Here is a 12525-nt window from a genome sequence, read left to right on the forward strand (position 1 = left end):
CTCAGGCAGGAAACTATTGGCTGAACGACCATGAAGACGGCATCGACATTCCTACAGATCCTCGCGCTCAGCGCCTGTTTCGCAGCGCAGGCTCATGGGACGTTCGCGATGCCTGGCGTTAGACAAGCGCTGCGGACGATGGCTGGCTCCAGCGGCCAAGGCGTATTGCCAATCAGCGCTTCAGTCGAAATCGCAAATAGCCTCTGGAGCTAAGCCGCCAGCCCGCCAGCCTGCGTCAGCAAAAACGCCTCGCCGCAGGCTTTCGCCAGATTGCGTACCCGCAAGATGTAGCTCTGCCGCTCGGTGACGGAAATCACGCCGCGCGCGTCGAGCAGGTTGAAGACGTGGCTGGCCTTGATGCACTGGTCGTAGGCGGGGAATACCAGGCGGTGGTTCCCCTCCCCTTTGGGGGGAGGGTGGCCGGACGAAGCCTGGCCGGGAGAGGTCGCTCGGGCAGTGCTCGACGTCCTACTTGCGGTGCCTTCTGAGGCAACCCCCTCTGCCCGCTTCGCGGGCATCTCCCCCTCGAGGGGGGAGAAGGGCGCGCCGGCATCGAGCAGCGCCTTGCACTCGGCTTCGGCGTCCTCGAAATGCCGAAGCAGCATCGCCGTGTTGGCGAATTCGAAATTGTGGCGCGAATATTCCTGCTCGGCCTGCAGGAAGACGTCGCCATAGGTCACCTTGTCGGCGCCCTCGCGGCCGTTGAAGTTGAGGTCGTAGACATTGTCGACGCCCTGCACATACATGGCCAGCCGCTCCAGCCCGTAGGTGAGCTCGCCCGCCACCGGCGCGCATTCGATGCCGCAGACCTGCTGGAAATAAGTGAACTGCGACACTTCCATGCCGTCGCACCAGCACTCCCAGCCCAGCCCCCAGGCGCCGAGCGTCGGGCTTTCCCAGTCGTCCTCGACGAAGCGGATGTCATGCAGAAGTGGATCGACGCCAATGGCCGACAGCGAGCGGAGATAAAGCTCCTGCAGATTAGCCGGGTTCGGCTTCAGGATCACCTGGTACTGGTAATAGTGCTGAAGCCGGTTCGGGTTCTCGCCGTAGCGCCCGTCCTTGGGCCGGCGCGAAGGCTGCACATAGGCCGCGTTCCAGCGCTTTGGCCCGAGCGCGCGCAGCGTCGTCGCCGGATGGAACGTGCCGGCGCCAACTTCCATGTCGTAGGGCTGGAGAACGACGCAGCCATAGTCAGCCCAGTAGTTATGCAAGGTCAGGATCAGCCCCTGGAACGAGCGGCTGGGATGCATATGGGCTGGGATATCAACAGTCACGGCGGCCTCGACGGGAAAGGCGGGGATGCGGCCCTCCCTAGAGCGCCCACCGGCAAGCGTCAAGGCAAGGGGCCGGCCGCAGAGGCGTGTCCCAGCAAAAACCGCGAACTCGCCGAGGAAGTCGTCGAAGCAGATCTGGACCGCCCGGAAAGCCTCAAAGCTGCATTTGAAGGGGCATACGGCGTCTTTCTGGTCACCAATTTTTGGGAAGAAGGTACCGACGAGTTCAAGCAGGCAACAGCAGCGGTGCGCGCCGCCAAAGAGGCCGGCGTCCAGCATTTTGTCTAGTCAACGTTGCCCAATGTAGAAGCAATCAGCGGCGGCAAGCCCCACGTTCCCCACTTCACCGGCAAAGCCAAAATTGATTGGATCGTGAAGAAGGCCAGCTTTGCGCATCATACGTTCGTTATCGCGCCATTTTTCTACCAGAACTTTGTGGGCGCACTTGCTCCGCAAAAGCAGGAAGATGGAAACCTGGGCTGGGCTCTTCCCCTTGATCCGGACGTACGTTGCATTCACATGGGCGACATCACCGAACTCGGCGACATCGTGGCCGGCGCATTCGGACACCCGGATGAGCCAGGAAACGGCGAGCATCTGCCTTTGGTCGGTGATTTCATAAGCTTCAATGAAATCGTCGACACGCTGAAACGGCAGGGACATAAGATTTCATTCAAACAAGTCCCAACGGACGTTTTTGCTACCTCTTTTCCTGGGGCCGCCGAGGTGGCAGGGACTTTTAGCTACTTCCAGGTTCACACTTACCTTGGCCCGGGTCCGCACGACGAGATTGCGCTTGCAAACAAAATAGCAGGCAGGCAAGCGAGCAGGTTCGCGATGTGGGCTCAAGTGAATTTCCCGGCCCAAAAGACGGACGCCGAGAGCGGCGTGGCGGCCTGATCGTGGCCCTTGCTGGGAGCCAGAGAGCGCCCAGCGGTCAGTCCCGCGCCTCAGCCGTTCGGCGGCTCTCATGTGTGGTATGGTGTCATTCGGCAGGGCGTCCAGCACCCTCGAGGAGACAAAAGTCATGGATTCCCAAGGGATGGCTCAGATGTCCTCCGTCGATTCTCTTGCAGCGAGTTTATTGTCGGCGACATTGATGTTCGATCGGGCGTCGTTGCTGGCGCTCGAGGCTTTAGCTGCCGAATCCGACCGTCGGGTCCTGAGACGCGGTGAGGTTCTGGTTCGCGAAGGCGATGCGTCGGACAGGTTTTTCATCGTGCTGTCTGGACGCTTTACGGTACACAAAGGAGATTCGACTGGCTCGGTCGCCGAGATCGCACAGGGTGAACTCATCGGTGAAATCGGTTTCTTCGCAGGACTACCCCGCACGGCCACTGTCCTTGCAGCGCGCGATTCGATCGTCCTTGAAATCGGTCGCAATCATTTCGAGAAGGCGGCCGAGACATTGCCGAGCCTGAGAGAGGCGGTCACGGTATTTCTGGCGCGCCGGTTTGCCACCCAATCTCCGAGTTCGTCGCGTCTCAAGGAACCTGCCAAGATCCGAACGCTTGCGATCATTGCAGCCGGCGGAAGTCGCATCTCACCGGTGCTCATCCAGCACCTGCGGCAAGCGTTCGGCGCGGCCACGCGCGCTCGGTTCGTTTCCCGGCTTGAGATCCAAGCGAAGTTCCCAGGTCTTCCGATCGACGACCAGCCGATCCTTAACTGGTTGAACGAACTGGAGGCGGAAGCCCAATTCATCGTCTATGTTGCCGATGAGGAACCTAATGAATGGACCCAAGTCTGCATTCGCCAGGCCGATACCGTCCTGTTGCTGGCCAACGCGTCCTGCTCGCCTCGCCTGAACCCGTCTGAGGAACTGACGCTAGCGGTCCATCCGCCATCGACCAGTCGGCTTGTCCTAATTCACGACAATCGCTCGGCAGCGGTCTCCGGTACCTCTGCATGGCTCGATGAGCGACCCTATGTTGACCAGCATCATCATGTTGCGCTGGACGACGGGTCTGATTTCCAGCGCCTGGTCCGATTTATTTCGGGCAAGGCATTGGGCTTCGTGGCGGCAGGGGGTGGGTCCCTCGGCAGCGCTCATTTAGGCGTCTACAAGGCTTTCGTTGAGGCGGGCGCTTGCTTCGACTATCTCGGCGGGACAAGTTCCGGAGCGGCGATGATGGCCGGCTTCGCAAGAGGCTTGGATGCCGACCAGATCGACCGAGGCACCCACAACATATTTATCAAGAGCCGGGCGTTTCGCCGTCCCACCTTGCCGCATTTCGCGCTTCTGGATCACAAAGCGTTTGATCGGGCTCTTCGGCTGGAATACGGCGACGTTCTGATCGAGGATCTTTGGCTTCCGTTCTTTGCGCTTTCGACCAATCTGAGCAGCCGTCAGCCCCATGTCCACCGTCGTGGAAAGCTCTGGCACGCCGTTCGGGCGTCGGGCTCCATCCCGGGCGTCCTGCCGCCGTTCTTTACAGATGACGGCGATATGCTGGTGGACGGCGCTATCATGAACAATTTGCCGCTGGAGCAGATGACGGAGCTCAAGACCGGACCCAATGTCATCGTTACCTTCGGGACGAGTGCACCGCAGAAATACGACATAGACTATGACCGCATCCCCGGAGCTTCCGAACTGGCATTGGCCTTGCTGAACCCTTTCGGTCGTGCCCGCTTGCCTCGGGTTCCCAGCATGCTTCAGGTCATTGCCTCGAGCATGCTGGCACACCGGCCGCAGGACATTGCCGTCGGCGAAGAGGATATCTTGGTCTGTCCGGAGGTTCCGAACACGATCAGCTTCATGGATTGGAGTCGGCATTCCGAGTTGTTTTCGGATGCCTACGACCGTACGACCCGATGGATCGAGGAACATCTCCGCCAGAACGACTCAGGGCTCCGAGCGGTGCTCGGCACCGAGCACGATTAGCATGGCTTATAGTCCAGACCCTTAGCGACAGCGGCGACGAGCCCCGCATAATCGAATTCAGAGTATTCAGCCCTTCGGCGCGGGCGCCGGCTCGGGCTTGACCTTCGGGGTTTCCTGCGCTGTGTTGGATTCGATCGGCGGCAGGCCCTTTAGCAGTTTCTGCTGCAAGGCGGCGAGCACGTCGGGATCCGGCTTCAGGTCGCGGGCCTGGTTCCACTGGAAGGTGGCTTCCAGCCTGCGGCCGACGCGCCAATAGGCATCGCCGAGGTGATCGTTCAGCACCGGATCTTCCGGCTTCAGCGACACGGCGCGCTCCATTTCGCGCACAGCGTCTTCAAACCTGCCCATGCGGAAATAGGCCCAGCCCAGCGAATCGACGATGTAGCCGTCGCTCGGCCTGAGGTCGACGGCCTTCTGGATCATCTGAAGGCCTTCCTCGAGGTTGACGTTCATGTCCACCCAGGAATAGCCGAGATAGTTCAGAACCTGCGGCTGGTCGGGGAACAATTCCAGCGCCTTGCGAAAATTCGGCTCGGCCTTGGGCCACTCCTTCAGCCGCTCATAGGCGATGCCGCGCTGGTAGAAAATATTCCAGTCAGCGCGGGTCGGGGACTTCAGCATCGCTACCGCATTGTCATAGAGACCAGCCGCGGAGCGGAAATCCTCCTTTGAGGCATAGACGCCACCGAGCGCCTGATAGGCACGCATGTCGTCGGGATGCGCTTGGACGAGGGCCTTCAGATGGGCGATGGCCTCGTCATAGCGGTCGAGATCGGCAAGGTTGAGGCCGAGCTGCAGTTCCGAAAGCGCCTTCAGTGGCGAACTGGCCGGGATGCGGCGATAGAAGGCGATGGCGCCCTCGCCGTCCTTCAACTGCTCGGAAACGGCGGCGAGTTGGACAAGGGCCGCGTCGCTGTCGGCCCGCAGTGCCAGGGCATATTGCAGATAGAGGCGAACGAACGGCTCGCCGCCACCGCGATTGAGCGCGGTGGCGAGATCGAGCAGAATTTCCGAGGCGCCGTCGGACGGGCCTACAACGAAGGGTTCGACCTTCTCGCCCTTGGTGATCTTGTCGCGAAGCGCTGATATCTCGACCTTGCCGGGGGCAAATGCCTCGGCCTGATCGAGCACGGACAGCGCCTTGTCATTGTCGCCCTTGCGGGCAAGGAAGGAGGCATAGGCCTGCGCATTGCGCATCCAGGTTTCGGGCGCGGCGGCGCCGGTCGCGGTGTCCTGCAAGGTCGCGGCGTAAATCGCATCCGCCTTTTCGGGCAGGCCCGAGGCATCGGCGATAAGCGCGCGATGGAAGGATTTGAAGAGGCCGAACCAGTCCGGGCCCTGCAGCCTGTCGATCGAGGCCATGGCCTCGCCGGGGTCGCCGGCGCCCTGCTTGGCCCAGCCGGTCATGACGCCGGAGATCAGCCGGTCGAGATCGGATTCGAGCGAAAGCTTGAGCCAGTATTCGGCCTTGGAAAAGTCCTTCTTGTGAAAGGAGCCGACGGCCAGCGCCAGGCGCGAGAACCGCTCGACGTCGGGAACCGTCTTGAGCTTGTCTGCATAGACCAGGGATTCTTCGAAGCGCCCTTGCGCGATCAGCGACAGCATCAGGCTTTGCTGCAACGAGGTATCACCGGGAGCGAAGGCGAGCGCCTGCTTGTAGTAGGCGATGGCGCTGTCGAGATCATTGTCGCCTTCGGCGACCCGCGCGGCAAGATAGGCCCCCGAGAACGACATGATATTGACCGGCTCGGTGGTCTCTTTGGCATAGGCGGGCAGACCGGAGATCGCCATGCCCGTCACAACTGCCAGCCCTGTCAGCCAGCGCGCACATCCTTGCCGCATCGTATCCCTTTCAGTCAAAGCCATGCCCGCGTCAGCGGGATCGCCGTAGACTCGATCTTTTCCAGGTAAAGCATGGCCTTTTTGGGGTCACGCTTCAACCCGGCCCGAATTCACAATCGGGTCATGCTATCAAAAACCACGCGAAAATGCGCCCAACTGCGACCGTCGACCGCGCTTTGCCGGCCTGACGCGCCGCCGGCCTGTCCTGCTGCAGCACCGGCGCCGCGATGCCGTAAGCGATCCGTAAGCGACGGGCGGCGAAAGTTTACGCAGCGGAATGATGCGTGGAACTGTGCAGATGGATGCCGTTGCTTCGCCCAGGAAGATGCCGATGCTGGAAATGCCGCAGGACCAGCAGGCCTTCGCCATTGTCGATCGAATCTACGAAGCGGCGTTCGCGGCCGAGCTGTGGCCGGAGGTATTGGCGGCGGCAAGCGCGATCTCCCGCTCGGCAAACGGCGCGATCTTTGTAGTCAGCGATCATTCGCCGGTCCGCGCCATCACCGAAACGCATGTCCAGCCCTTGCTCGACGCGTTCATGAAGGGGGATACTTGGCGGTTCTCCGAGAGCGTGAAGCGCATGTGCGCCGCGCAGCCGGCAACCTTTGTGTGGGTCGATAATTTCATCATCTGCGAGGAGATCGAGTGCGATCCCGTTCGCAAAAGTGCCACCGCGTTTGGCATCGGGCCGCATCTGTGCACAGCCATCCCCATGCCTGGCCGCGAGCTTGTCCTTTTTGTCTTCCAGCGCTGGCTGAAGGACGGGAGTTATGACCAGGCCGCAATCGGACTGTTGAACGGACTGCGTCCGCACCTCGCACGGGCGAGCCTTGTCGCCGGGCGCCTGGGCCTGGAACGGGCCAGGACCGCCGTATCCATTCTCCGGGAAATCGGGCTGCCGGCCGCAATCATGAATGGATCGGGCATGAGTGGATCGGGCCGTGTGCTGACGGCCAATCCGCTTTTCGAAGACATGGCCGACGTCTTCCTTCCCACAGCCCATGGCGGCATCGCGATTGCCGATCAAACTGCAAACGCGCTGTTCCAGCAGGCGATCGCGCAGAACCGGGATAACCGCGTCGTGCGGTCCATCCCCGTCGCTGCCATCAAGGGGCGGTCCGCGCTGGTCGTTCACCTGTTGCCGCTGCGCCGCGCCGCGCATGATATTTTTTCGGGCGCGGACATTCTCGTTGCCGCAACCGTGGTCGGCATCGGCGCGACTGTTCCATCGCCCAGTATCCTTTCAGGCCTGTTCGACCTGACGCCGGCAGAAGCCCGGCTCGCCGTCGAGCTTGCCTCGGGCCTTTCGGTGCAGGAGGCGGCCATGGAAATCGGCATCGCCGTCAAATCGGCCCGCACCTATCTCGAGCGAATTTTTCGGAAAACCGAAACCAGCCGTCAGAGCGAGCTCGTGGCGCTGCTGAAGAGCGCGTGGTCATTTTCATGACCTCGACAGTTTGCCGGGCGCGCTGACCGTCACAGAGCCCTGCCCTACTTGCTAACCATGCTGCTGCGGAACGTGCATGATTTCACCGCCGCAATTCCGGGAAGACCAAAATCGCGGGCCGGCGCGGTGCCGGCCGCCGGCGATGTCTTTCAGTTCACCCGGCTGATGCAGAAATCGATGACGTCGATCAGCGCCGATTTCTGCGGTGTCGCTTCGAGCGGCGCCAGCGCGTCGCGGGCGATCTCGCCGAAATGGCCGGCGCGCCCGATCGTGTCGGCGATCGCGCCGTGACGGGTCATCAATCCGATCGCCTTTTCCAGCCCGGCGTCGTCGGTGACATTGTCCTCAATGGCGCGCTTCCAGAAGATGCGCTCGGCCTTGGTGCCGCGCCGGTAGGCGAGGATCACCGGCAGCGTCACCTTGCCTTCGCGGAAGTCGTCGCCGACATTCTTGCCCAGATCCTTGCTGGTGCCGCCATAATCCAGCGCATCGTCGATCAGCTGGAAGGCAAGGCCGAGATTCATGCCATAGGAGCGCAGCGCCGCGCGATCGTTTCGCGTCGCCTGGGCGATAACCGGACCGACCTCGGCGGCGGCCGAGAACAGGGCCGCGGTCTTGGCCTTGATCACCGCGAAATGCTCATCCTCTGTGGTTTCGAGGTTCTTGGCGGCGGCGAGCTGCATCACCTCGCCCTCGGCAATGATCGAGGCGGCGCTGGACAGGATGTCGAGCGCTTCCAGCGAACCGACATCGACCATCATGCGGAAAGCCTGGCCGAGCAGGAAATCGCCGACCAGCACGCTCGCCTGGTTGCCCCAGATCATGCGGGCGGTCTTCTTGCCGCGCCGCATGCCGCTCTCGTCGACGACATCGTCGTGGAGGAGCGTGGCGGTGTGCATGAACTCGACTGATGTGGCGAGCTTGACATGGCCGTCGCCGGAATAGCCGAACATCTGCGCTGAGGCGAGCGTCAGCATCGGCCTCAGCCGTTTGCCACCCGAAGAGATCAGGTGGTTGGCAATCTCCGGGATCATCTCGACGTCGGAACCGGCCTTCGACAGGATCAATTTGTTGACACGCCCCATATCGGCCGAAGTCAGGTCGATGAGATCCTTAATGGAGGCGGCTTCCCGCTTCCCGTTTTCGATGTTGAGAACGACACCCACGACAAACTCCCGTCTTATGTCACGCGCACGACGGCACCCCGATACCGCCGCAAACTCTAGGGCGCTACCCACAGGCACGGCAAGAGGCGATTTGGCGCGGTCGAGGTGGCGACGGAAGCCACCCACGTTTACATAGACGCTGCAACCTGCGAGTTTCTTCCTATGATAGAGCTTATCCGCACCAACGACGCCGTGATCATCTCCTTTGTCGAATCGCTGATGCGCGATGCCGGCATCGGCTGTTTCGTCGCCGACCAGAACATGAGCGTGCTCGACGGTTCGATCGGCATCTTGCCCAGGCGCATCATGGTCGAAGCCGACCAGGCCGATGCGGCGCGGCGCATCCTGACGGATGCCGGCATCGCCAACGAGATGCGCCAGAAGTAATGTCCGCGGCGCGCGCCACCCTGGTCCAGGACACGCCGGCCCATACCGTCGATGCTTTCCATCGCGGGCGGTTCTGGCTGGTGCAGCCTAAACAGGCAGGCCATCGCGCCGGCATGGACGCCATGATGCTGGCGGCTGCCGTGCCGTCCTCCTTCGCCGGGCGCCTTGCCGATTTCGGCGCCGGTGCTGGCGCCGCAGGCCTGGCCGTGCTGTCGCGCTGTCCTGATGCCGAGGCCGTGCTCATCGAACGGTCTCCGGAAATGGCGGCCTTCGCCGCAACGACGCTTGCCCACCCCGGTAATGCGCATCTCAACGACCGCGCCTCGGTGCTCGCCGCCGACGTCGCGCTGTCGGGCCGGGCGCGAACCGCCACTGGGCTTGCCGACAATTCCTTTGATTTCGTCATCATGAACCCGCCCTTCAACGCGGCCGAGGATCGCGCCACGCCCGACCCGCTCAGGAAGGCGGCGCATGTGATGGAGGACGGGCTGTTCGACAGCTGGATCCGAAGCGCGGCTGCTGTGGTCAGGCCGCGCTGCGGTCTTGCCGTGATTGCCAGGCCCGATCAGCTCGGCGCCATCCTCGATGCGATATCAGGCCGCTTCGGCGACGCCGAGATGCTGGCCGTCCACCCTCGCCCCGAGGCAGCGGCGATCCGCATTGTCGTCAGGGCAATACTCGGCGCACGCGGAAAACTGTCGATCCGCCCGCCGCTGATGCTGCATGCACAATCGGGCGACGGCCCAACCGAGCGGACCGAGATGATCAACAACGGGCTGGCTTCGCTGTTCGGCGACTGAGCCTTTTTCTACCGGCCGGCGGCGCGGCATTGCCGTTGGCCGGCGAATCCCTACATGCCTTCAAGCCAATCGAGCGGAGACCCCGTGAAACGCTTCCTGAACCGCCTGCTGCCGAAATCCTGGCGTTCCGACATCGTCGTCATTCCCGTCATCCGGCTGCACGGCACGATCATGCCCGGCGGCGGCCAGTTCCGGCCTAGCCTGTCGCTCGCATCCACTGCCGGCCCTATCGAGAAGGCGTTTTCCTTCGATGCGCCCGTGGTCGCCATCTCGATCAATTCGCCGGGCGGCTCGCCGGTGCAGTCGCGGCTGATCTTCAGACGCATCCGCGACCTGGCGACCGAGAAGAACAAAAAGGTACTGGTCTTCGTCGAGGACGTGGCGGCGTCGGGCGGCTACATGATCGCGGTCGCCGGCGACGAGATCGTTGCCGATCCGTCGTCTATCGTCGGCTCGATCGGCGTGGTGTCGGCCTCGTTCGGCTTTCCCGAGTTGTTGAAGAAGATCGGCGTCGAGCGCCGCGTCCACACGGCCGGCCAGAACAAGGCGGTGCTCGATCCGTTCAAGCCAGAGAAGAAGGAAGATATCGAGCGGCTGAAGGCGCTGCAGCTCGAGGTCCACGAGACCTTCATCGACCTCGTCAAGGACCGGCGCGGGGCCAAGCTCAAGGACGACCCGGACCTGTTCACCGGCCTGTTCTGGACCGGCAAGAAGGGACTGGAGCTCGGCCTTGTCGATGCGCTTGGCGATATGCGCAGCGTGCTGAGGGCCCGTTTCGGGCCAAAAACCCAGCTCAAGCTGATCACGGCGCCGCGCGGCCTGTTCGGCCGCTTCGGTTGGTTCGGCTCAAGCAGAGGCGGCTTTTCGGCGCCCGAGATCGCCGCTGCTGCCGCAAGCGGCGTGATCGATGCGGCGGAAGAGCGCGCGCTATGGGCGCGCTTCGGGCTTTGAAAAACCGGCGAAAGCGTTTAACTTAAAAGCTTGACCGGCCCGACCGGCGCCGCAGTCGGCCTTGCGAGGGAGGAGTTTGACATGCCACAGATCATTTTCTTTATCGCAGTCGGCCTGCTCGCCTATTTCGGCTATCGCTCCTTCGTCAGGGAAGCCGAGCGCGTGACGGCCAAGATACGGCGCACCGAAAAGCAGGCTACCAACGGCACAATGGGCACGCTGGTCAGAGACCCGAAGACCGGCGAATACCGCCTGGCCAAGGACTGACATCATCCCCCTCGTGACTGAGACAGTGGCTTCCGGCAATGGGGTCCGGGCATTGCATGCGCATGCCAAGTTAAATCTCGCGCTGCACGTCACCGGCAGGCGCGCCGACGGCTATCACACGATCGAGAGCCTGGCGGTGTTCACGCGCTTCGGCGACCGGGTTGACATCGAGCTTGCCGACAGCGACGGGTTTTCCGTCTCGGGCCGATATGCCTCCGCAGTCCCGCTCGACGACAGCAATCTGGTCGTTAAAGCGCGCGACGCGCTGCGAGAGCAGGCCGGTCAGCGGCACACACCGCCGGTCGCCATCAGGCTCGAAAAAAACCTGCCGGTCGCATCCGGCGTCGGCGGCGGGTCGAGCGACGCCGCAACGGCGCTACGCGGGCTGGTTGAGATATGGAGGCTGGACCTCGGCGATGCCGACCTGGCGCGAGTCGGCCTCTCGCTGGGCGCCGACGTTCCCATGTGCCTTATGGCAAAGCCGCTGATCGCGCGCGGCGTCGGTGACGAACTGTCGGTCGTGCCGGGCTTTCCCGCGATCGGGCTGGTTCTCGTCAATCCCGGCACTGCCATCTCCACGGCCGAGGTGTTCAATGCGCTTTCTGATCGCGACAATGAGGGACTGCCGCCGCTGCCGCGCGACCTCGACTTCCACAGCATCCGCAATTGGCTGGAGATCACCCGCAACGATCTCGAGCCCGCGGCGCGGGCGATCCAACCCGCCGTCGGCAAGGCGCTGTCGGTGCTCAACAAGTCCGGAGCGGGGTTCGCCCGGATGTCCGGTTCCGGCGCAACCTGCTTCGGGCTGTTCGAGACCGGCAATGTCGCCAAGCGCGCGGCCGTCGATATCCGCAGCCGCCATCCCGACTGGTTCGTCGCCGCGACGCGAAGCATGACATCGGAGGCTGACACGCATGGCCAGGATTGACGAGAGCCGCTCCTTCATTCCCGTGCGCATCGCGGTGCTGGCCGTTTCCGATACGCGCAGCCTCGCCGACGATAAATCCGGCGAAACGCTGGCCGACCGCATCGTGGAGGCCGGCCATATCCTGGCCGCCCGCGACATCGTCACCGACGACCGCGAAAAAATCCGAGACAAGGTTCTGGGCTGGTCGAGGGACGACGCGATCGATGTCGTCATCACCACCGGCGGCACCGGCTTTACCGGCCGCGATGTGACGCCGGAGGCGCTGGAGCCGATCTTCGAAAAGCGCATGGACGGCTTTTCCGAAGTGTTCCACCGCATTTCCTATGACAAGATCGGCACTTCGACGATCCAGAGCCGGGCGACCGGCGGCGTCGTCAACGCGACCTTCGTTTTCGTGCTGCCGGGTTCGCCCGGCGCCTGCAAGGACGCCTGGGACGGCATTCTGAAGCCGCAGCTCGACTACCGGCACATGCCCTGCAACTTCGTCGAGATCATGCCGCGCCTGGACGAGCATCTGCGGCGCGGCGGCACCAAGACAAGTTAGGCCAGGTTCCCAAAAGGCTGTTTCGGGCC

At 62.7% G+C, this 12525-nt stretch carries 11 protein-coding genes and 1 pseudogene; 9 read left to right on the top strand and 3 right to left on the bottom strand.

Annotation, left to right across the window (positions count from 1 at the left end):
• Positions 1-209: 209 nt before the first annotated feature.
• Positions 210-1277, bottom strand: coding sequence for a glycine--tRNA ligase subunit alpha (locus AC0L14_RS01430; RefSeq protein WP_473528679.1), 1068 nt, complete (start codon positions 1275-1277; stop codon positions 210-212).
• Here AC0L14_RS01430 and AC0L14_RS01435 point away from each other — a divergent pair.
• Positions 1254-2177: pseudogene (locus AC0L14_RS01435) on the top strand (NmrA/HSCARG family protein). The gene AC0L14_RS01430 and the pseudogene AC0L14_RS01435 sit on opposite strands and share 24 nt — an antisense overlap.
• A 151-nt stretch (positions 2178-2328) precedes the next feature.
• Entirely contained in the window at positions 2329-4164 is a 1836-nt protein-coding gene (locus tag AC0L14_RS01440; protein ID WP_473748457.1) for a patatin-like phospholipase family protein, read from the top strand.
• Between the two features lie 66 nt (positions 4165-4230).
• Here AC0L14_RS01440 and AC0L14_RS01445 read toward each other — a convergent pair whose 3' ends face one another.
• Entirely contained in the window at positions 4231-6006 is a 1776-nt protein-coding gene (locus AC0L14_RS01445; protein ID WP_473528707.1) for a tetratricopeptide repeat protein, read from the bottom strand.
• Between the two features lie 298 nt (positions 6007-6304).
• On the opposite strand from AC0L14_RS01445, the gene AC0L14_RS01450 reads away from it, so the two are divergent.
• The gene (locus tag AC0L14_RS01450) at positions 6305-7453 is read left to right on the top strand and encodes a helix-turn-helix transcriptional regulator (protein WP_473528681.1); all 1149 of its coding nucleotides are present in this window, start codon (positions 6305-6307) and stop codon (positions 7451-7453) included.
• A gap of 149 nt (positions 7454-7602) precedes the next feature.
• Here the strand turns inward: AC0L14_RS01450 and AC0L14_RS01455 are convergent, their stop codons facing one another.
• Positions 7603-8619: a polyprenyl synthetase family protein gene (locus AC0L14_RS01455; RefSeq protein WP_473487667.1), complete on the bottom strand. Its 1017-nt coding sequence runs from the start codon at positions 8617-8619 to the stop codon at positions 7603-7605.
• 162 nt (positions 8620-8781) lie between these two features.
• Here AC0L14_RS01455 and AC0L14_RS01460 point away from each other — a divergent pair, with 162 nt between their 5' ends.
• From AC0L14_RS01460 to moaB, 6 genes are all read left to right on the top strand, one after another.
• The gene (locus tag AC0L14_RS01460) at positions 8782-9006 is read left to right on the top strand and encodes a putative signal transducing protein (RefSeq protein ID WP_023799382.1); all 225 of its coding nucleotides are present in this window, start codon (positions 8782-8784) and stop codon (positions 9004-9006) included.
• A complete protein-coding gene (locus AC0L14_RS01465) occupies positions 9006-9806 on the top strand; it encodes a tRNA1(Val) (adenine(37)-N6)-methyltransferase (RefSeq protein WP_473528682.1) in 801 nt (266 codons plus the stop codon). The genes AC0L14_RS01460 and AC0L14_RS01465 overlap by 1 nt, the downstream gene beginning before the upstream one ends.
• 84 nt (positions 9807-9890) lie before the next feature.
• Complete coding sequence (locus tag AC0L14_RS01470; protein WP_473487669.1) at positions 9891-10757, top strand: S49 family peptidase; 867 nt, start codon at positions 9891-9893, stop codon at positions 10755-10757.
• A gap of 81 nt (positions 10758-10838) precedes the next feature.
• On the top strand, positions 10839-11024 hold the full coding sequence (locus tag AC0L14_RS01475; protein WP_077381693.1) for a hypothetical protein: 186 nt from the start codon (positions 10839-10841) through the stop codon (positions 11022-11024).
• A gap of 4 nt (positions 11025-11028) precedes the next feature.
• Positions 11029-11952, top strand: coding sequence for a 4-(cytidine 5'-diphospho)-2-C-methyl-D-erythritol kinase (locus AC0L14_RS01480; protein ID WP_473748520.1), 924 nt, complete (start codon positions 11029-11031; stop codon positions 11950-11952).
• A complete protein-coding gene (gene moaB / locus AC0L14_RS01485) occupies positions 11939-12496 on the top strand; it encodes a molybdenum cofactor biosynthesis protein B (protein WP_258119209.1) in 558 nt (185 codons plus the stop codon). Before AC0L14_RS01480 ends, moaB begins: the two co-directional genes overlap by 14 nt.
• Positions 12497-12525 lie beyond the last annotated feature (29 nt).

This window comes from Mesorhizobium sp. WSM4841, from assembly GCF_055811515.1.